Source organism: Raoultibacter massiliensis (genome assembly GCF_900199545.1).
Classification (GTDB): Bacteria; Actinomycetota; Coriobacteriia; order Coriobacteriales; family Eggerthellaceae; genus Raoultibacter; species Raoultibacter massiliensis.
Genome location: NZ_LT962671.1, coordinates 1,899,100 through 1,918,292, shown reverse-complemented (window position 1 = coordinate 1,918,292; position 19,193 = coordinate 1,899,100). Strand labels below are relative to the sequence as shown.

Sequence of the window (19,193 nt, the reverse complement as noted above, 5' to 3'; positions counted from 1 at the left end):
GCCCTTGCTGCCTATTACAAATTAGTGTATAAATAAGTGACACCGAAGGGAGCTGTTATGCCGTTGCCGTTCGCCTTGCCAAGCATTCGTCCGATAAGCGATCTTCGGACCAAGCTCAATGAGGTCGAAGCCGAAGCGAAAGAAACCCGCGAGCCTATTGTTATGACGAAAAACGGCGTTGCGTCGCTGGTCGTCATCGACAGTTCCGCATACGAAGATCGCTTGCAGCACGAACGGGCCGTTCGGAAGCTGCGGGAAGCGGAAATCGAGGCGAAGTACGTATCCCAAACCATTGCCCATGATCAAATGAAGTTGCGTATCGCTACGCTGATCGAGGCGGCCGAGCGGCGCGATGCGTGAGATCGAGTATCGCCTTCGTGCGGAAATCGATATCGACGGAACGATAACGTATCAGGCGGTGGTGCTTGGATCTCCATCTGCCGCTCGCGCAACCGCCGATGCCATCTTTTCTGCAATCGAGAGGGTTGCGATGTTCCCGGAATCGGGCAAGCCTGTATTCGATGATGCGCTTGAGCAGGGCGGCTATCGCAAGGTGCTCGCCAAGAGGCACTGGATCTACTACACCTACTCAGCCGAGACGCTGACGGTTTGGCGCGTTGTCCATGAAACGCAGGATGTCGACGAATTCGGATTCGATGTTTTCGAGGATTGATAGGTTTTCCCGCGCTGGCCTTCTGCGCGAAACTGCTTTTGCCGACAGGTCGGATTCGGTGCGCTTAACCTCAACCCCAGCATAGCGCTGTCGCATTAGCCTCGACGGGTTTGCCTGACTTGGACGAGCACGACTCCGATGCAGATTGCGATGTAGGCGATTAAGCGGAAGCACGCATCTCCCTACCTCATGAGCATGCGCAAAAGCTTGATCTTGTCTCCGAACGGGGGAACGCGCACGGGGAGCTCGAGCCAGGTGCCCTTCTTGAGCGTTGATTTGTAATGCGTGAAACAATCGAATCCGACTTTGCCGTGGTAGGCGCCCATGCCCGAGTTGCCGACCCCGCCGAAGCCCATGTGGTTGTTGGCGAGATGAATGACCACATCGTTGACGGTCGCGCCGCCGAAGGGCAGTTCGCGGATCACGCGTTGCTGGATGTCTTTGTCGTCGGAGAACACGTAGGTGGCAAGCGGCTTCTCGAACGTGCGGATAATGCCGAACGCCTCGTCGAGCGTTTTGTAGGTAAGCACGGGCAGCACGGGTCCGAATATCTCTTCGCCCATGACCGGATCGTCGAGCGTTACGCCCCGCAGGCACGTGGGTTCGATCTTGAGCGTTTCCGCATCGCCGTGCCCGCCAAACGCGACGGTTGCGTTCGGGTTGCGGTTCTCGATGAGGCTCATGACGCGATCGAAGTGATGGCGGTTTATCATGCGCGGCCATTCATCGCAGGCGAGAATGTTTTCGCTGTAATACTGATGGAAGCATGCGTCGAGCTTTGCCACGAGCTCGTCGACGACATCTTCGTGCACGAGGAAGTAGTCGGGCGCTACGCAGGTCTGGCCGGTGTTGATGCCCTTGCCCCATGCGATACGCTGCGCTGCTCGCTTGATGTTGGCGGTTTTGTCGACGATGCAAGGGCTTTTGCCGCCGAGCTCGAGCACGACGGGCGTAAGATGCTTGGCGGCCGCCTCCATGATGGTGTGGCCGACGTTCGGGCTGCCGGTGAAGAAGATCTGATCCCAGCGCGCTTCGAGCAGCCAATCGTTCATGCTGCCCGATCCGGGAAAGCCGCATACGAATTCAGGAGGGAACACGGAGGCGAGTATCTCAATCAGAAGCTGGCTCGTTGCCTTCGACGTGCGTGACGGTTTGAGCGCCACGCAGTTGCCGGCAGCGATGGCATCGACCATCGGCACGAGCGCAAGCTGAACAGGGTAGTTCCAGGGCGAGAGCACGAGCACGACGCCCAAGGGGCTCGGATATACTTTCGACGTCGAATGGAAATGCACGATGGGCGTTGCGACGCGACGGGGCTTCGACCAGCTGTTGAGGTGCTTGAGGCATATGTTGATCTCGTCGTAGACCAACCCGAGTTCGGTCGCGTAGCCCTCGAAGTGGGCTTTGCCCAGATCGTCTTGCAGCGCATCGAGTATTCGTTCCTCGTTTGCTTTGAGGTACGCTTTGAGCTGCGTGAGTGCTTGACGCCGGTGTTCGACGGGCAACGTCTTGCCCGCGGTGAAGAAATCGCGCATTTTCCGTGCCTGCGCCTCAACGTCCGCGACGCTTTCGAATTGCGGTTGCTGTCCCATCGTCTCCTCCTAGTACGCGGCGTTGAGAATGCCCATAGCCACGTCGATCGTGATCTCGCTGTCGTTATACAGGGCCGCACCGTCGTAGCGCGCCTGTTTGGCGATCGCTTCGAACTGTTCGGGCTCGACGCCGAGGTCGCGCAGTTTGATGGGCACGCCGTATTCGGTGTGGAACCGTTCGTTCATCTCATGGAGCTTGCGGGCGAACACCATGTCGCGGTTGTCGGGTTCCGAGGCGATGTAGCACGCCTCATCGAGGTCGCGGAGCAGTTCGCCGTACATTCCGGCATGAAATCCCTGCGAGATGTTGTAATCGACGCAATGGGGCAGAAGCAACATCATCGCCTGGCCGTGGGGAATGTGCGCGAGTCCGCCGAGCGAGTGTCCGATGGCATGCACGATGCCCACCATGGCGTTCGAGAACGAGGCTCCCGCCATGAGGCTGCCAAGTGCGAGCGACGTGCGGGCGTCGGCGTTTTTTCCGTCGGCGCAAGCCGTGTACAGGTTATCGGCGATAAGCGCGATTGCACAACGCGCGAATGCGTCGCTCACGGGATTCTTCTGGATGGAGGTATAGGCCTCGATCGCATGTGTGAGCGCGTCCATTCCAGTTGTGGCGGTAAGCTTCGGCGGAAGCGAGCTTGTGAGCACGGGGTCGAGTATGGCAACGTGGGGAACCAGCTTGTACGATGTGAACGAGAGCTTGACGTGCTTTTCGGTGTCGGCGACAACGGCCACGAGGGTGACTTCGCTGCCGGTGCCCGCAGTGGTCGGGATAGCGATGAAGGGAGGCAGGTCGTTTTGGAGAATCTCAGAACCCTGCAGCGTTGAGAAGTCGACGCCCTGTGCGGAAAGCGAAGCCGCTGCGCCTTTGGCGGTGTCGATGACCGAGCCGCCGCCGAGCGCGATGAATCCGTCGCAGCCCTTTTCGGTATAGAGTGCGGCGACTTCGTTTACCACGTTCATCGACGAATCGGGCGGTACGCTGTCGTACACCTCGTAGGGAACGCCCGCAGACGAAAGCTCTTTGAACAGGTTGTCGGCAACTCCGAGCTTCACGAGACCTTGATCGGTCATGACGAGCGGTTTGGCGATTCCCTGGCCATGCAGCTCATCGGCGATCTTCGCCAGCGATCCTTTGCCGCAGACGATTTTAGTGGGACAGGAATACTCGAACCCTTTCACGGTTACCTCCTAGTGGGTGCTTGCAACGGATTGGTTTCGATAGGCGCGGCGCCAGAAGAAGAACGAGCGGAGGAGCGCCGTGAACATATAGGTAAGCGAGACGCCGGTGTTGTTGGGCCCGCGTGTGGTGAACGCCCGTTCGGCGAGCGCGTCTTGAAGCGATTCGCCGCCCGAGAAGCACTGGAAGGCGTAGTCGAGCGAGCGGAATGCGATTACGTAGTCGACGGTGACGGCATCGTTGCGCGAGCTCGGAAGGCCGCTTCCCGGTTCGACATCGGTTGCGACTTCCTGTTTCGGCACGCGCCGAAACGTTCCCTTCTCGGTTTTGCGGCAGATGCAGCAAAGGTCGGCGCCCATCACGTCGAGCATGAACGTGTACCCCGCGTCGAGGTAATCGATTTCGGCCTGAACCTTTCGCGACACGTAGCGCATGTTGTTCACAAGGAAGGGCAGCATGCGAAGAAGCACGCGCACGTAGAGCTTTTTCATCCGTTCGGCCGTCGTCGGTTGCGTCTGTGTTGCCATGATCACTCAAATCCCCTTATCGGCGTCTGCAGTCAGGGCGATCGGATCCGATCGTCGCATGGCTTCGGGCCGCGCTCTTACGCGGGGCGCGGACCGAGCGTCGAACCAATGATAACGGGTTGTTTCGGGTAGCGCCTGTCCGTTCATCGGAAAATCACCGCGAAGGGCGCCGTGGGGCGGGCGAAAGCGCACGGCGGGGTTTTCCCGCCGCATGCATACGTTCATCAGGCGATGCAATATAAGCTCATACAATTCCGAGGTCAAGGCCTCATACCGGGGATGTACTCCATCTGATGTAATTCCATGACACGACGATGACGGATTGGTTGCGTGTGGGTTGAGCGGGAAAAAGCGGTGGTAAGGTGACGTCATCACAAATGGCACTGCATGTATTTACCACACCAGAGGAGAGTGAAAGCAATGACCAACACGAATGGGACCGGCGCTCCGGTTCCGCCGCCCCAGGGCGATAGCCAGTACTCTGCACCGGCTCAGCCGGCCCAACCTGGCCAGCCGACCCAACCTGGCCAGCCGACTGCACATCATGCGCAGCATTCGCAGCAGGCCTACTACCAGCAGCCCGCCTACCAGGCTCCTTCGGCTCAGCCGGCAGCGCCGGCTGAGAAGTCGAGCGGCCCCAAGACGTTTTTGCTCGCATTTGCGGGCGCGGCCCTCGCGTGCGTCATCGCGCTGTCGGGCTTCGGCATCTACAATGCGATGAGCGGAAGCGGAGATTCGGGCGATTCGGGATCGTCGACCGTTATCGGATCCACCGGAAACTCCAACATCAACGCAGCTGACGACGATGCGACGCTTGCCGAGGCGGTTGCCCAGAAGGCGTTGCCTTCGGTTGTCGCCATCGACGTGTACACCAGCCAGTCCGCTGGCGGCATGTACGGCTACGGCATGGGTGCCGATTCCGATTCGAGTTCGCTTACGCAGTCCTCGCTCGGCAGCGGCGTCGTTTTGTCGGAGGACGGCTACATCATCACCAACTACCATGTTGTCGAAGGCGGCGAAGCGTACAAGGTGACCATCGAGGGCGAGCAGTACGATGCCGAGGTAGTCGGCACCGATCCGAGCTCCGACCTCGCGGTCCTCAAGGCGCAGAACGCCTCGGGCCTGACCCCGATCGAGATCGGCGATTCTTCCGACCTGATCATCGGCGAATGGGTTATGACCATCGGCAGCCCCTTCGGCCTCGAGCAATCGGTTGCGACCGGCATCGTTTCGGCGACCAGCCGCTCGCAGATCATGAACTCGCAGACCGACGGCTCCACGATGATCTATGCGAACCTCATCCAGACCGATGCGGCCATCAACCCCGGTAACTCGGGCGGCGCCCTCGTCGACGCAAACGGCAAGCTTATCGGCATCAACACGCTGATCACCTCGTATTCGGGCAACTACTCGGGTGTCGGATTCGCGATTCCGGTCAACTACGCGGTGAACATCGCGCAGCAGATCATCGACGGCAAGACCCCGACCCATGCTCAGCTCGGCGTATCCCTTTCGACGGTGAACGAGCAGATCGCCAAGCGCTACGGCCTTGCAGTTAACGAAGGCGCCTATGTGGCCAACGTGAGCGAAGGCAGCGGCGCTGCCGAGGCCGGCATCGAAGTTGGCGATATCATCACCAAGTTCAACGGCACGACCATCACTTCGGCTGACGAGCTCATGCTTCAGATCCGTGCGCTGAACCCCGGTGACAAGGCGGAAGTCGAGATCAACCGCAACGGCCAGACTGAAACGCTGGAAGTGACGCTCGGTTCCGATGAAAGCACGCAGGCTGCCACGCAGCAGCAAAGCCAAAGCGGCGGTTCGATCGAGGACCTCCTGCGCAATTACGGCGGGAACGGCTATGGAAGCGACGGCTACGCCTCGTAGGCGAAACGCCCTCATCGGCAACCTCGCAGACGGGTCCTTCGGGACCCGTCTTTTTTGCGTGTCGCACGCGTTGGCCGCGCCGGCGAAGCGTCTGTTGCGAAAGGTTTCGCGACGGGCGCCCTTCCTGCGGGCGGGCGTTGCGCCGGTAGGTTTTGGCGCTGGCGCATGCGCGGCGGGCAGGCAGGCGGACAGCGGTCGAACCCGTCTGCTCATTACGTGAAATGCGATAGCGCCCACCTGCAAAACGCAGCGGATGCGTGACTTTTCGGTTACTATAGTCGCGGCGAATACATGCTCGGATCGTGCGCGCGGCCTTGCGTCTGCGGCGATCTCGGCGCTTTCATAAACGATGCGATAGAAAGGTCGATGAATGTCTGAGGGCTACAAGTACAAGCGCGTCCTTCTCAAACTGTCCGGCGAGGCTTTGGCGGGCGATGCGGGGTACGGCATCGATCCGAAGGTCGTCGAAGACCTGGCCGTGCAAATCAAAGACATCGTGAAAGACGGCGTCGAACTGGCCGTAGTCGTTGGCGGCGGCAACATCTTCCGCGGCATGGCGGCAAGCGCCGAGGGTATGGAGCGCGCCCAGGCCGATTACATCGGCATGCTCGCGACCGTCATGAACGCGCTTGCTCTGCAGGACGCCTTCGAGCGCCACGGGGTCTATTCGCGCGTGCAGAGCGCCATCAACATGCAGGAAGTATCCGAGCCCTACATCCGTCGCCGGGCAATCCGCCACCTCGAAAAGGGGCGTGTGGTCATCCTGGCTGCCGGCACGGGCAATCCGTACTTCACCACCGACACGACCGCGGCGCTGCGCGCATGCGAGATCGATGCCGAGTGCCTGCTCAAGGCAACCAAGGTCGACGGCGTGTATGACAGCGATCCGCGCACCAACCCCGATGCCAGGAAATTCGACAAGATCAGCTACCTCGATGTCTTGTCCATGGGTCTCAACGTCATGGATTCGACGGCGACTTCGCTGTGCATGGACAATGATCTTCCCATGATCGTGTTCGATTTGACGGTTCCCGGTAACATCGCCAAAGCTCTCAAAGGCGAAAACGTCGGAACCACGGTACAATAAGCAAGAAAGCTTCGCGCCGCTTCGGGATGCGGTGCCGCACACAGGGATCGGTTGAAAGGAACTGCAGATGGTTGACGATATTATGGCTCAGGCCGAAGAACGCATGATGAAGGCGATCGAATCGCTCGGTTCGAGTTTCGCTGCAGTTCGCACCGGGCGCGCGAACGCGATGGTGCTCGACCGCATCAAGGTCGATTACTACGGCGTGCCCACGCCGATCAACCAGATGGCCGCAGTCAAGACTCCCGATGCCCACATGCTCGTCATCGAGCCGTGGGACAAATCGACGCTCGGTGCGATTGAGCATGCGATCCAGCAATCCGATCTGGGAGTTTCCCCCTCAAACGACGGTGCGGTCATCCGTCTGCCGTTTCCGGCGCTGACCGAGGAGCGCCGCCGCGAGCTCGTGAAGCAGTGCAAGAGCTACACCGAAGAGGCGCGCGTGGCCGTCCGCAACGCACGCCGCGATGCGAACACCGCGATCGATAAGCTCAAGAAGGATTCCGAGATATCCGAAGACGATGCGAAGCGCGCCGAGGCGGAAAGCCAGAAGCTCACCGACAGCTATGTCGCCCAGATCGAAGATGCCTTCAAGAAGAAGGAAGCCGAGGTCATGGAGATCTGATCTCCGAGGCCCGAGGTTGCAGTGAACAAGCCCCTTTTCGAAATATTCCCCGATCCTCCTGCAGGGCTCGATCCTGCGGCGGTCGATGCCGAGCGCATTCCCGAGCATATCGCCGTCATCATGGACGGCAACGGCAGGTGGGCGAAGAAACGTGCGCTCAATCGCCTGAAGGGGCATGCGGCCGGCATCGAAGCGGTGCGCGAAACCATTCGCGCGGCAAACGACATCGGCGTGAAATACCTTACCATCTATTCGTTTTCGACCGAGAACTGGAAGCGTCCCGAAGAAGAGGTCATGGGCCTTATGGACCTGTTCGCGCAGACGATGCTCGCCGAAGTCGACGAGCTTCACGAGGAACATGTGCGCGTCATGACGATCGGGCGGACATCTGCTTTGCCGAAGAAGACGCGCGACGCGTTCGACGCGGCATGGGAGAAAACCAAGGGCAACAGCGGCATGACGCTGGTGGTGGCCATCAACTACGGCGGCCGCAACGAAATCATCGACGGCATCAACGCCTACATGCGCCAGGCGCACGAGGTGATCGCCGCGGGGGGGAAGCCCGAGGCCCTGAGCGAAGACACGTTTGGGCGGTATCTGTACACATCGGAGATCCCCGATCCCGATCTGCTCATCCGCACAAGCGGCGAGATGCGCGTCTCGAACTTCCTTCTATGGCAGATCGCCTATACGGAATTCTACTGCACGGATGTGCTGTGGCCCGATTTCAACCGCTACGAGTTCTTGCGGGCGCTGCTTGACTACCAGAAAAGGAACCGTCGGTTCGGAGCGGTGGGATAGATGGCCGTTGACGATCCGAACGACAATCCAGGCGGTACGGGCCGTATAAAGAAGTTCGCGCTCGACAAAACGCCCAAGAAGCTCAAAAACCCGACCGATATACAGGTGCGGTTTCGCACCGGGTTCGTCTACATCGCCATATCGGTCGTCTGCATTCTGGTCAACGACATCACCACGATGGTGCTGCTCGCGGCGACGGCCGGCATTTCGGCGGGAGAATTCTACTATATGCTGCGTTCCGACGCGAAGCTTCCCAACGAGCTGCTCGGCATAATCGCCGCCATTCTGTATCCTATAAGCGTATTTTTCTTCGGATTGAACGGGGCTCTTATCGTCAGCGTGGGGTTGCTGATCGCGCTGATCGCGTGGTACGTGTTCTGGACGCGCGCCCGCGTGCCCGATGTGGGGGTCAGCTTTTTCGGCGCAGCCTATACAGGGTTGCTCCTTTCGGGCATCATGGTCGTGCGCATGTCGCTTCCCGACCCGTGGGGCGGCGTGCTCGTGCTCGCCATCTTTTTGAGCGTATGGGCCAACGATACGTTTGCCTACCTGATCGGCCGCAAATTCGGTAAACACAAGCTCGCCCCCCGCACGAGTCCCAAGAAGAGCTGGGAGGGATTTTTCGCCGGTTTGGTGGGTTCGATGGTCGTCTGGTATGCCATGACCTACATTCCTGGCGTTTCGATGGATGTGGCTCAGGCTCTGTCTTTCGGCTTGATCTGCGGCCTCATGGGCGTGCTCGGCGATTTGGCCGAAAGCCGCATCAAGCGCAATTCGGGCTTCAAGGATTCGGGGACGATCATGCCGGGGCACGGGGGTTTGCTCGACCGCACCGACTCTCTGTTCCTTGTGTCGGTTACATCTGCGATCCTGCTTTTGGTCGGGGGTTGCATTCCGTTTGTCGTCTAAGCCCTGCAGGGGCGCGCGGATGCGTGGGCGCACCGCGGGAAAGGTGCATTCGCATGTCGGCTAAAAAGCGCATCGTCGTACTGGGATCGTCGGGATCGATTGGAACCCAGACTCTCGACGTGGTGCGGCAGCATTCCGATAAACTCGAAATCGTCGGCTTGGCACTGGGGACCCGTATCGACGTGCTCGAAGCTCAGGTGCGCGAATTCGGCGTGCGCCATGCAGCGGTGGGCGACGAAAGCCTTCGAGGCAATCCCGCCGCGCGATCCCTCGCCGCGCACCTCGCGCTTGCCGACGACGCGGAAACGGCGGCTACGCTCGAATTCGGGCAGGACGCGGTAGTCGGTCTCACGGGCATTCCCGAAGCGGACATCGTGGTGAATGCGCTTGTGGGTGCGGCGGGCCTTCGTGCGAGCTACGAGACGCTTCGCGCAGGCAAGGTGCTCGCGCTTGCCAACAAGGAATCGCTTGTGGTCGGCGGCGATCTCATCATGCCGCTCGCTGCGCGTGTCGACGAGGAGCGGCGTGCGAGTGGCGCGGCTCCTGCGACGGGACCTGCAGGTGCGCTCATGCCCATCGATTCGGAGCATGGGGCGATATACCAATGCCTGCTCGGGGAGCGCATGGAAGAGGTGAGCAAGCTTTGGGTAACGGCTTCGGGCGGACCCTTCCGCGGACGCACGCGCGCCGATCTGGCCGATATCACGCCGGCTCAGGCGCTTGCCCACCCCACGTGGAATATGGGAGCCAAGATCAGCATCGATTCGTCGACGCTGATGAACAAGGGCTTGGAAATCATCGAGGCGCATCATCTGTTCTGCATGCCCTACGACAAGATCGAGGTGGTTGTGCAGCCGCAAAGCGCCATCCACTCCATGGTCGAATTCTCGGACGGAAGCGTAAAGGCGCACCTCGGCACCACCGACATGCGCATTCCCATCCAATTCGCGCTGTCGTATCCCGATCGCTGGGATGCGCCGGTGAAGCCGATGGATTTCCGCACGCTCGGTTCGCTCGATTTCGCCGCGCCCGATGCAGACACCTTCCGCTGCCTTGCCCTTGCGCGGATTGCGGGCGAGACGGGCGGGACGCTGCCTTGCGCGATGAACGCGGCCAACGAGGTTGCGGTTGCGGCCTTTCTCGCCGAATGCTGTGCGTACCTTGATATCGCCGCCTGCGTCGAGGCCGTCATGGAAGCGCACGATCCGCAGTCGGTCGAAAGCCTCGAACAGCTCGAAGAAATCGATGCCTGGGCCCGCAGAACCGCCGAGGCGTGGGTTGCGGCAAGGTAGGGCTTCCGGCGGCGTCGCCCGAATTGCGCTTCGATGCCATCGCCCGGATTGCTCGTCGATACCAAATGGTCGGAAAGTGCTGCCGCCGAAATCTTCCTCGGCGAAAAGCGGTCCGAAATGGCGGTCAAGGCGAGCTTCTGTAAAGAATCGGCATCAAATCGCTCGGTTTCCTGCCTTTTTTCGCAGCGGCGAGCTGCTTGAGAATTTGCGACCTGCGCAAACGCCGATCGAGAGACGATTTCGCTGCCGCAGCGCTGACGGAAACTTGCCTTGACCGCCAATTAGAGGGCGTTTTAGCATAGGAAAGCTCATACCTATTGCTCGGCATCTCGATTTCATGTTGGGCTGCGGCATCGTCGAGCAAGGCGGCTTTTGCGATGCTGCGCGAATGCCGCCTGGCGCTATACTGGATGCATCTGTTTGCTTGGCGAGAAGGGGAAGGTCGAATGCCGGTTATCGAGGACGAACCTATCGAAGACGGACCTATTGAAGGAGGACGTATCGAAGGCGATTCTATCGAAGACGGATCAAAGCCCGTCGACGCGGTTGCCCTCGATCGGCGAAGCGCGCGCAGTTCCATCCTTTCCATCGGCGCCGTCATGGTCGACGTCGTGTGCCACGTTCCGCGGCTTCCCGAGCGGGGCGAGGGCGTGGTGGTGAGTCGTCGCGAGACGGTGGCCGGCGGGTGCGCATTCAATTCCGCGAACGTCATCCGTCAGCTTGGCCAGCCGGGGTTCCTGTTCGCGCCTATCGGCAGCGGCATATTCTCGGATTTCGTGCGGGGGGAGTTGGCGGCAAGAAATCTCGAAGCGCTCGAAATCGAAACCGAACTCGATTGCGGCTCGTGCACCTGTCTCGTCGAACCCGACGGCGAGCGCACCATGGTTACTTCGCCCGGCATCGAGCGGTGCTTCGAGCTTTCGTGGTTCGAGGGCATCGATGCCGGCAAGTTCGGGAAAGCCCTTGCGAGCGGATACGAGATCGAGGGGGCGGGCGGCGAAGCCATCGTTTCGTTTCTCGAGGCGCATCCCGAGATCGAGTTCTACTATGCACCCGGCCCGCGCATCGAAGGCGTGGGGCCCGAGAAGACTGCACGCATCAACGCGCTTCGCCCCGTGTGGCATCTCAACGATCTGGAGGCTATGGCATATACGGGACGTTCGTCTGTCGAAGAGGCGGCCCGCGCCATCGAAGCGCAAAGCGGCAACGCCGTTGTGATAACCGAGGGATCGCGAGGCGCGCACCTGTACGCGGGCGGCGAGCATCTTTTCGTGTCGACCGAACCGGTCGATCCGGTCGACACGGTGGGGGCGGGCGATGCTCACCTCGGGGCGCTCGTGGCTGCACGCAACGCAGGGCTTTGCTGGGGCGATTCGCTCGGTCTGGCCAACAAGGTTGCAGGCGCGGTATGCATGGTGCTGGGTGGCACGATGAGCGACGAGGCATTTTCGCGGTTGGGGCTCGGGCTGTAGGAGCGGATCTCGATTGGAGTCGGGTTTTGCGCGGCACGTCCTAACGTGCGGATGATCCGTGCTGCGCACACTGTTTTTGCGCACGCCGCGCTTCCTGCGATGATTCCGATGCGAGGAGCAGCCTGCGTACCATGCGAATGCCCCGGGCGGCTACTCCAGCGGTCGTACGAGGCGTGATCGCAAAGGAGATTCTTGCGGAAGTTTATGGGATTACCGTGGGTCGCGCCGTTTGAATGTAAGTCTTTCTATAATAATATGCTGTGAACTCTATCGGCGGTCTTCGCCGTTTTTCATAAGGAGCAGCATATGGACGTCATCCTGATGATCTTGTACGGCATCATCGTACTCGGATTCCTCGTCTTCATTCATGAGGGCGGGCACTACCTTGCGGCGCGTGCATTCGGCGTTCGCGTCACCGAATTCATGCTGGGTCTGCCCGGTCCCAACATCGGTTTCACCAAAGGCGGCACCAAGTTCGGCGTGACCGCCATTCCGCTTGGCGGCTATGCCCGCATCTGCGGAATGGAGCCCGGTGGCGAAAGCCCTCATCTCGAGCGCGTTCTTGCCTGCGTGCTTCGGCGCGGCGTTGCGAACATGGAGGATGTTGCAACCGAGCTCGGCATCTCCGACGATGATGCCTACGACGCGCTCGAGCAGCTCACCGAATGGGGGTCCATCGCCGGGCCAACGAAGAAAGACCAGTTCAATACCTATCGCGCACCTGAAATCAAGCCGAGCAGACGCGAGCTCGAACGGGGAGCGGTCGCCTACGAGCTGGGGCAGCAGCGCATCGTTGCCGATCCGCGCGGTTTCTTCGAAAGCGAGCGCAAACAGCAGTACCGCAGCCTCCCGTTTTGGAAGCGCTCGGTCATCATCTTGGCGGGGCCGGTCGTGAACCTGCTCTTCGCCGTACTGTTGTTCATCGTTTTGTTCTCGATCATCGGATTCGATGTGACGAACACGCAAACCGGGGAGGTCTCGCATATGACGGTAAGCCCCCTGCAGGCGATTCAGGCGGGATTTACCTACATCGGCATGGTTATCTCGGCCGTCGTCGGCCTCTTCAACCCGGCCACGTTCGGCGATACGGTGTCGAATTCCACTTCTGTTATGGGTATCGCGGTGATGGCGAAGGAGTACGCCGATCTCGGACTCGTCATGTTCGGCCAGTTCGTCGCCATGATCTCGGTTTCGCTCGGCATCATGAACCTCATTCCGATCCCCCCGCTCGACGGCGGGCGCTTTGCCATCGAGGTTTTCCAGAAGATATCGAAAAAGTTCGTATCGCTCAAGGCGCTCAACTACATGAGCACGGTCGGCATGCTGTTGTTCGTGGGCTTGTTCCTCGTGATGATCAACCAGGATATTCAAAGGTTCATATTCGGCAACTGGGGTTAACGGTAAGGGGGTGCCAATGGAATCGCAAAGGCCTAATGCGAAAACGCGCCGCGTGATGGTGGGCGCAGTGCCCGTGGGCAAAGGCGCGCCATGCGCGGTGCAGTCGATGCTCAACGCTGCGGCCGACGACGTGACGGCCAACCTTGCCCAGATCGAGCGGTTGGCAGAGGCCGGTTGCGAAATCGTGCGCATGGCCATCCCGCGCAAATCATGCCTCGATTCGTTCGAAGCCGTATGCGCGGCATCACCGCTTCCCGTGGTCGCCGACGTTCATTTCGATGCCGATATAGCCATCGAAGCCGCGAAGCGCGGGGCGGCGAAGCTGCGCATCAACCCGGGAAACATCGGCGGTCTGGCCGAAACGGACAGGGTGATAGCGGCGGCTCGCGAGGCGCGCATCCCCATCCGTATTGGCGTGAACGCGGGGTCCCTCGATTCCGAATTGGCCGCCCGAGCCGATCTCGCATTGCCGGAAAAACTTGCTCGCTCGGCTGCCGATTATGTAAAACACTTCGAAGAACAGGGATTTTACGATATAGTTGTCTCTGCGAAAGCGCATGACGTCATGACGACGGTGGCAACGTACAGGATGCTTTCCGCTGAGATTCCCGCCGTGCCGCTGCATATCGGCGTAACGGAGGCGGGTACGCTCTTCCAGGGCATCATCAAATCCGCGAGCGGGTTGGGCATTTTGCTCGAAGAGGGCATCGGCGACACGCTGCGCATTTCGCTCACCGACGATCCGGTTGAGGAGGTTCGCGCGTGCTGGACGCTGTTGGCGGCGCTCGATTTGCGGAGGCGATCCCCCGAAATAATCAGCTGCCCGACATGCGGACGCTGCCAGGTTGATCTCATCGCGCTTGCGAAAGAGGTCGAGGGACGGTTGCGATCGGTTTCGCTGCCGGTGAAGGTTGCCGTAATGGGGTGCGTGGTGAACGGTCCCGGCGAAGCTGCCGATGCCGATATCGGCGTGGCGTGCGGCAAGGGCTCAGGAGTGATATTCGCCCAGGGAAAGACCTTGCGCAAGGTCGACGAGGGCGATATTGTGGATGCTTTGATGGAGGAGATTGGAAGACTATGACAGATATCATGCGTATGAGCGAACTCTACGTTCCCACTTTGAAGGAAGATCCTGCCGACGCCGAGATTGCAAGCCATCGCCTGCTTGTTCGCGCTGGTATGATCCGCAAGGCTGCGTCGGGCGTCTATACCTTCCTTCCGCTTGGCAAGAGGGTGCTCGCCAAGGTTGAGAACATCGTACGTTCCGAAATGGATGGAATCGGCGCTCAGGAAATCATGATGCCGGTACTTCAGCCCGCAGAGCTGTGGCATGAGAGCGGCCGATGGGACGATTACGGCCCCGAGCTCATGCGTCTTGACGATCGCCATGATCGCCAATTCTGCCTTGGACCCACTCACGAGGAGATTATCACGGCGCTCGTTCGAAACGAGCTTCGCTCCTACAAGCAGCTTCCGCTTTCGCTCTATCAGATCCAGGTGAAATTCCGCGACGAGATCCGCCCCCGGTTCGGTCTGCTTCGCGGTCGCGAATTCATCATGAAGGATGCTTACAGCTTCCATGATTCGCAGGAATCGCTCCAGCAGACCTACGACGACATGAGCGCCGCCTACGGCAGGATCTGTGATCGGATGGATCTTGACTACCGTCCGGTTGAGGCTGATTCTGGCCAGATCGGCGGCAGCGTGACCTGCGAATTCATGGCGCTTGCCGATGCGGGTGAAGCCGAGCTCGTGCATTGCTCCTGCGGGTACGCTGCCAACACCGAGGCAGGGGAGGGCCTTGCCCGCCCGACCGAGTACACTGCCGCAGACAAGCTCACGAAAATCGCAACGCCCGGTGTGCATACCATCGCCGAGCTGGCCGCGCTTCTCGACATTCCCGAATCATCGACGGTCAAGGCGCTTTCCGGCAAGGGCAAAGACGGTGCGATCACTGTTTTCTTCGTGCCAGGCGATCACGATCTCAACGAGCTCAAAGCGGCCCGCGTGGTTGATGGCTTCGAGCTTTTGACCGACCAGGAAATGGAAGCGGCTGGCCTGCACAAAGGGTCGATGGGTCCCGTCGGTCTTCCCGAGGGCGTGCGCGTTGTCGCCGCCAAGAGCCTGCAGGCGATATCCCGCTGGGTCGTCGGTGCGAACGAGGACGGCTACCACTACATCGGCGCGGCGCCCGGCACCGATTTCGAGGTTGACGAATGGGCCGATCTCGTGGTGGTGAAGCCGGGCGATTGCTGTCCGAAATGCGGTCTTCCGCTCGAAGGCGCCCGCGGCATCGAGGTGTCGCAGGTCTTCCAGCTCGGCGACAAGTACTCCAAATCTATGGGGGCGACGTTCTCGGCCGAAGACGGCTCCGAGCAGCCGTTCCTCATGGGCTGCTACGGCGTGGGCGTATCCCGCTCCATGGCGGCCATCGTCGAACAGCACAACGACGAGAACGGCATCTACTGGCCCGTTTCGGTTGCCCCCGCGCACGTATGCGTCATTCCTCTTAACGTGGGCGATGAAGAGGTGCAGCCTGCGGCCGAACGGCTTGCCGCCGATATCGCCCGAGCGGGCTTCGAGGTCGTTATCGACGATCGCGACGAGCGCGCCGGTGTGAAGTTCGCCGATGCCGATCTGATCGGGTGGCCCCTGCAGATCGTTGTGGGCAAACGCGGTTTGAAGGAGGACAAAGTGGAGATCAAGCTGCGTAGGACTGGCGAAAAGCGCGATATCTCGATCGAGGCGGTTGCCGAAGCGCTTGCTTTTACGAAGCGCAACATCAAGGGTTCGGGTATCGGCGCTTTCGGCAGTCTGTTCTCGGATTGATCGCGGTTCCGATGATCAAAGCTATCCTATTCGATCTTGATGGGACTCTGCTCGATACGCACGATCTCATTCTCGAATCGATGCAGCATGCGGTGAAGACGGTGCTTCGGGAGGATATTCCCCCCGAGCGCCTCATGGCCAAGGTCGGCCAGCCCCTCTCTGTGCAGATGTGGGATTTCACGAGCGATAGGGAACTTCATGACGAATTGCTCCGCGTGTATCGCGAATACAACGCCGTCAAGCACGATGACATGGTGCGTCCGTTCGGAGGCGTCGAAGAAACGCTCGACGAGCTGCGCGCCGAGGGGTATCCGCTCGGCGTCGTCACTTCGAAGCGCCATGATGCGGCCATGCAGGGACTGCAGCTGTTCGGGCTCGACGGCTATCTGAACTGCATGATCGGATCGGATGATTGGCCCGAGCACAAGCCGCATCCGGGTCCCGTTTCCCATGGCGCAGAGCTTTTGGGCCATGACGCGAAAGAATGCCTGTACGTTGGCGACAGCCCCTACGATATTCAGGCGGGCAACGGCGCCGGATGCAAGACGGCGGCTGCGCTGTGGGGTATGTTCTCCGAAACGGTGCTGCTGGCGGAACATCCCGATTTCGCGTGTGCCGGTATCCGCGATGTGCCCTGTCTGCTGTAGGTGGCTGGTGCCCGGTTGCAAGTAGTGGGTGGGGTCCCGGGCGGGGGAATGCCTATATGCTGTTGAAGAAGACGACGATCATTATGCCTATGAGCATGAACGTCGTGCAGCAAAACAGGGTGATCTTGCATTCAGTTGCCGCAAGCACGCCCGTATCGGGCTGCTGCGTTCTGAAACGCACGAGTTTGATCACCATCGCGGATACCGAACCTATAATCGCCACGTAGCCAAGTACGTGGCAGAGAGGGAAGAGTACCTCCGAGATATCTGAAATGATGAAACCCTCGAACATGGGTCGCTCCTCGTTCAGTACTGACTCTGCCTGGTATACAACTAGCTACGCAAACGATTAGGTTTAAGAATTTATCATAAAACGATAAAAATATCAGTAGGTTTTTTGACTTATCTCGTACATAATGATAAACATCACAAAATGGTATGACCCATCATGTATACGACGAGGCCGTCGGTGATTCGCCGCGGGCATTGCACGAGAGAAGGGGTTCGGATGAGATTCGGCGATCAAGCGGTTCTGTTCGATTTCGAAGGCATCCCGATGATTGGCAACATGAACACAGGCTATGCTATCGGATTGACGCCCGAGGGCAAGGAGATCTGCCAACGGCTCATGCGCGAAGATGTTCCGCCTGCGGAAATCGTCGCGGTCGACGAAGCTCTCTTCCAGCATTTGGGCATTGGCGGGTTCTTCGGATACAAGAAGCAAGACGACGCGCTCAAATCGGCGTATATTCACATCACGCAGCGATGCAATCTGCAGTGCGTCGGTTGCTACTCGCTCGATGACGATCGCAACGCGCTTGCAGACGCGCCGACCGAGAAGATCAACCATGCCATAGCCCAGCTCGCATCTGCGGGAATTGGCCAGATCGTGATCTCGGGCGGCGAGCCGTTTCTGCGCGACGATCTTGCCGCCATCGCGGCGTTCGCGAAAATAGAATGCGGCGTACCCCAGGTGGTCGTGCTCTCGAACGGCGTCGGCCTCGCCGCTCATCAGCTCAAGCGCGTTGCGCCCTTCGTCGACCGCGTGTCGATTTCCTTCGACGGATGCTCGGCTGATTCGAAAGCGTACATCCGGGGCGAGCAGCGATACGCCGAACTCGTCGGCGCAGTCGAGGCCGTTAAGGCGGCGAGCATCCCCGCCCACATCATCGCGACCATCCATGCGAAGAACGTGGACGACGTGCGCAGCTATCTTTCCATGGCCGAACGGTTGGGCGCCACTATCTCGTTCAGTCTGCTGTCGTGTCCGTGCAACGACGGGGCACTCAAGGAGCTCATCCCCGGCGAAGGGGAGCTGAAGAAGCTCGCGCGGTCGATGCTGACGCTCGGAGAAGGCGGTCCGTTGCCCGTTTCCGATTCGCCGATTGGAGCCAACCTGACCGTCAAGGGTTCGTGCGGCGCGGGGTTCAGAACGGTGAGCGTGGGGGCGGATGGCACCGTTTACCCATGTCATATGCTCCATCGGAAAGACCTTGCAATGGGCAATCTGTTCACCGACACGCTGCACGGGGTGCTGACAAGCGAAGTCGGCCGCGGCTTCCGCAGTCTGCGAACCGAGGATTTCGAAGATTGCGCAGGGTGCGAATACGAGCGGCTGTGCGGCGGTGGATGCCGAGCGCGTTCGTTGTACGAGTATGAAAGTTTGAAATCTCCCGATTCCTATTGCGTTATGATGAAGGAGTTCTTCAGCGGCTTCGGCTCCATGCTCAATTCGGCTATCGCAATGCAGGGCAGACGCTAGGATGCACGCGCGAACGCTTCGATGGTTTCACGGTTTTCGATGTTCGCTTTTGTATCCTTGTTGTAAGGGTATCGTGTTGCATGCGGCTTCGCATATCTGATACCTTGATATTCGAACGAATAAACCTTAGAATCACGCGCGGATTCTGCCGATGCAGCGCAGATGCAGCACCGACGTGAGCGTATATGATCGAAAAACTTCGGATAGAACACGGTAGGCGGGCTAGGTAGACATGCCAATCATTCTCAGGCTTGATCGCATTATGGCGGATCGGAAAATATCTCTCAACGAGCTCTCCGATAAAGTCGGCATATCGAACGTCAACATGTCACGTATTAAAACGGGGAAAATCAAAGCGATCCGTTTCTCAACGCTCGAGATGATCTGCAAGACACTCGAATGCCAGCCGGGAGACATCCTGGAATACGTTCCGAACGGCAAAGGCATCACCGTGTCGGAAGACGCGGATCCGTTGTTGGAAAATACCGAATAGCTTGCAGAATCCGCGT

Annotated in this window: 19 protein-coding genes; 15 read left to right on the top strand and 4 right to left on the bottom strand. The window is 59.6% G+C overall.

The features are described 5' to 3' along the window. Positions 1 to 57: 57 nt before the first annotated feature. A complete protein-coding gene (locus tag C1719_RS12455; RefSeq protein ID WP_102375404.1) occupies positions 58 to 360 on the top strand; it encodes a type II toxin-antitoxin system prevent-host-death family antitoxin in 303 nt (100 codons plus the stop codon). Next, positions 353 to 673 carry a type II toxin-antitoxin system RelE/ParE family toxin gene (locus C1719_RS12450; RefSeq protein ID WP_102375403.1) on the top strand — a complete coding sequence of 107 codons (321 nt, stop codon included), beginning with the start codon at positions 353 to 355 and terminating at the stop codon, positions 671 to 673. Before C1719_RS12455 ends, C1719_RS12450 begins: the two co-directional genes overlap by 8 nt. Before the next feature lie 182 nt (positions 674 to 855). Here the strand turns inward: C1719_RS12450 and C1719_RS12445 are convergent, their stop codons facing one another. Genes C1719_RS12445 through C1719_RS12435 form a run of 3 tightly spaced genes read right to left on the bottom strand, consistent with a single transcriptional unit; the run spans position 856 to position 3,975 of the window. After that, positions 856 to 2,265 (bottom strand): aldehyde dehydrogenase, encoded by a 1,410-nt coding sequence (locus C1719_RS12445; protein WP_102375402.1) that lies wholly within the window; start codon positions 2,263 to 2,265, stop codon positions 856 to 858. 9 nt (positions 2,266 to 2,274) lie between these two features. Continuing rightward, entirely contained in the window at positions 2,275 to 3,450 is a 1,176-nt protein-coding gene (locus C1719_RS12440) for an iron-containing alcohol dehydrogenase (RefSeq protein WP_102375401.1), read from the bottom strand. A gap of 9 nt (positions 3,451 to 3,459) precedes the next feature. Beyond that, positions 3,460 to 3,975, bottom strand: a complete 516-nt coding sequence (locus C1719_RS12435) for a D-alanyl-D-alanine carboxypeptidase (protein ID WP_102376070.1) — start codon at positions 3,973 to 3,975, stop codon at positions 3,460 to 3,462. Positions 3,976 to 4,395: 420 nt separating this feature from the next. On the opposite strand from C1719_RS12435, the gene C1719_RS12430 reads away from it, so the two are divergent. The 11 genes from C1719_RS12430 to C1719_RS12380 all read left to right on the top strand — a co-directional run bounded on the left by C1719_RS12430 (position 4,396) and on the right by C1719_RS12380 (position 16,922). Further along, the gene (locus C1719_RS12430) at positions 4,396 to 5,862 is read left to right on the top strand and encodes a trypsin-like peptidase domain-containing protein (protein WP_102375400.1); all 1,467 of its coding nucleotides are present in this window, start codon (positions 4,396 to 4,398) and stop codon (positions 5,860 to 5,862) included. A gap of 370 nt (positions 5,863 to 6,232) precedes the next feature. Beyond that, positions 6,233 to 6,949: a UMP kinase gene (pyrH, locus tag C1719_RS12425; RefSeq protein ID WP_102375399.1), complete on the top strand. Its 717-nt coding sequence runs from the start codon at positions 6,233 to 6,235 to the stop codon at positions 6,947 to 6,949. A 67-nt stretch (positions 6,950 to 7,016) separates the two neighbouring features. Next, positions 7,017 to 7,574 (top strand): ribosome recycling factor, encoded by a 558-nt coding sequence (gene frr, locus C1719_RS12420; protein WP_102375398.1) that lies wholly within the window; start codon positions 7,017 to 7,019, stop codon positions 7,572 to 7,574. A 21-nt stretch (positions 7,575 to 7,595) separates the two neighbouring features. Beyond that, positions 7,596 to 8,375 carry an undecaprenyl pyrophosphate synthase gene (locus C1719_RS12415; protein ID WP_102375397.1) on the top strand — a complete coding sequence of 260 codons (780 nt, stop codon included), beginning with the start codon at positions 7,596 to 7,598 and terminating at the stop codon, positions 8,373 to 8,375. Continuing rightward, on the top strand, positions 8,376 to 9,284 hold the full coding sequence (locus C1719_RS12410) for a phosphatidate cytidylyltransferase (RefSeq protein ID WP_102375396.1): 909 nt from the start codon (positions 8,376 to 8,378) through the stop codon (positions 9,282 to 9,284). A gap of 53 nt (positions 9,285 to 9,337) precedes the next feature. Then, positions 9,338 to 10,576 (top strand): 1-deoxy-D-xylulose-5-phosphate reductoisomerase, encoded by a 1,239-nt coding sequence (dxr, locus tag C1719_RS12405; protein WP_102375395.1) that lies wholly within the window; start codon positions 9,338 to 9,340, stop codon positions 10,574 to 10,576. Positions 10,577 to 11,022: 446 nt separating this feature from the next. Continuing rightward, positions 11,023 to 12,048: a PfkB family carbohydrate kinase gene (locus C1719_RS12400; RefSeq protein ID WP_102376069.1), complete on the top strand. Its 1,026-nt coding sequence runs from the start codon at positions 11,023 to 11,025 to the stop codon at positions 12,046 to 12,048. 306 nt (positions 12,049 to 12,354) lie between these two features. After that, positions 12,355 to 13,446 carry a site-2 protease family protein gene (locus tag C1719_RS12395; RefSeq protein ID WP_102375394.1) on the top strand — a complete coding sequence of 364 codons (1,092 nt, stop codon included), beginning with the start codon at positions 12,355 to 12,357 and terminating at the stop codon, positions 13,444 to 13,446. A 16-nt stretch (positions 13,447 to 13,462) separates the two neighbouring features. Further along, positions 13,463 to 14,527, top strand: a complete 1,065-nt coding sequence (ispG, locus tag C1719_RS12390; RefSeq protein WP_102375393.1) for a flavodoxin-dependent (E)-4-hydroxy-3-methylbut-2-enyl-diphosphate synthase — start codon at positions 13,463 to 13,465, stop codon at positions 14,525 to 14,527. Next, positions 14,524 to 16,275: a proline--tRNA ligase gene (locus C1719_RS12385; protein WP_102375392.1), complete on the top strand. Its 1,752-nt coding sequence runs from the start codon at positions 14,524 to 14,526 to the stop codon at positions 16,273 to 16,275. Before ispG ends, C1719_RS12385 begins: the two co-directional genes overlap by 4 nt. Before the next feature lie 11 nt (positions 16,276 to 16,286). Beyond that, positions 16,287 to 16,922: an HAD family hydrolase gene (locus C1719_RS12380; RefSeq protein ID WP_102375391.1), complete on the top strand. Its 636-nt coding sequence runs from the start codon at positions 16,287 to 16,289 to the stop codon at positions 16,920 to 16,922. Positions 16,923 to 16,974: 52 nt separating this feature from the next. Here C1719_RS12380 and C1719_RS12375 read toward each other — a convergent pair whose 3' ends face one another. Then, a complete protein-coding gene (locus C1719_RS12375) occupies positions 16,975 to 17,214 on the bottom strand; it encodes a hypothetical protein (protein WP_102375390.1) in 240 nt (79 codons plus the stop codon). 216 nt (positions 17,215 to 17,430) lie between these two features. Here C1719_RS12375 and C1719_RS12370 point away from each other — a divergent pair, with 216 nt between their 5' ends. Continuing rightward, positions 17,431 to 18,684 (top strand): radical SAM/SPASM domain-containing protein, encoded by a 1,254-nt coding sequence (locus C1719_RS12370; protein WP_102375389.1) that lies wholly within the window; start codon positions 17,431 to 17,433, stop codon positions 18,682 to 18,684. A 232-nt stretch (positions 18,685 to 18,916) separates the two neighbouring features. After that, complete coding sequence (locus C1719_RS12360; RefSeq protein ID WP_102375387.1) at positions 18,917 to 19,177, top strand: helix-turn-helix domain-containing protein; 261 nt, start codon at positions 18,917 to 18,919, stop codon at positions 19,175 to 19,177. Positions 19,178 to 19,193: the final 16 nt, after the last annotated feature.

Coding starts and splice junctions, on each gene's coding strand:
- C1719_RS12455 (WP_102375404.1), top strand. CDS start 58: ATGCCGTTGCCGTTCGCCTTGCCAAGCATTCGTCCGATAAGCGATCTT.
- C1719_RS12450 (WP_102375403.1), top strand. CDS start 353: ATGCGTGAGATCGAGTATCGCCTTCGTGCGGAAATCGATATCGACGGA.
- C1719_RS12445 (WP_102375402.1), bottom strand. CDS start 2,265: ATGGGACAGCAACCGCAATTCGAAAGCGTCGCGGACGTTGAGGCGCAG.
- C1719_RS12435 (WP_102376070.1), bottom strand. CDS start 3,975: ATGGCAACACAGACGCAACCGACGACGGCCGAACGGATGAAAAAGCTC.
- C1719_RS12430 (WP_102375400.1), top strand. CDS start 4,396: ATGACCAACACGAATGGGACCGGCGCTCCGGTTCCGCCGCCCCAGGGC.
- pyrH (WP_102375399.1), top strand. CDS start 6,233: ATGTCTGAGGGCTACAAGTACAAGCGCGTCCTTCTCAAACTGTCCGGC.
- frr (WP_102375398.1), top strand. CDS start 7,017: ATGGTTGACGATATTATGGCTCAGGCCGAAGAACGCATGATGAAGGCG.
- C1719_RS12410 (WP_102375396.1), top strand. CDS start 8,376: ATGGCCGTTGACGATCCGAACGACAATCCAGGCGGTACGGGCCGTATA.
- dxr (WP_102375395.1), top strand. CDS start 9,338: ATGTCGGCTAAAAAGCGCATCGTCGTACTGGGATCGTCGGGATCGATT.
- C1719_RS12400 (WP_102376069.1), top strand. CDS start 11,023: ATGCCGGTTATCGAGGACGAACCTATCGAAGACGGACCTATTGAAGGA.
- C1719_RS12395 (WP_102375394.1), top strand. CDS start 12,355: ATGGACGTCATCCTGATGATCTTGTACGGCATCATCGTACTCGGATTC.
- ispG (WP_102375393.1), top strand. CDS start 13,463: ATGGAATCGCAAAGGCCTAATGCGAAAACGCGCCGCGTGATGGTGGGC.
- C1719_RS12385 (WP_102375392.1), top strand. CDS start 14,524: ATGACAGATATCATGCGTATGAGCGAACTCTACGTTCCCACTTTGAAG.
- C1719_RS12380 (WP_102375391.1), top strand. CDS start 16,287: ATGATCAAAGCTATCCTATTCGATCTTGATGGGACTCTGCTCGATACG.
- C1719_RS12375 (WP_102375390.1), bottom strand. CDS start 17,214: ATGTTCGAGGGTTTCATCATTTCAGATATCTCGGAGGTACTCTTCCCT.
- C1719_RS12370 (WP_102375389.1), top strand. CDS start 17,431: ATGAGATTCGGCGATCAAGCGGTTCTGTTCGATTTCGAAGGCATCCCG.
- C1719_RS12360 (WP_102375387.1), top strand. CDS start 18,917: ATGCCAATCATTCTCAGGCTTGATCGCATTATGGCGGATCGGAAAATA.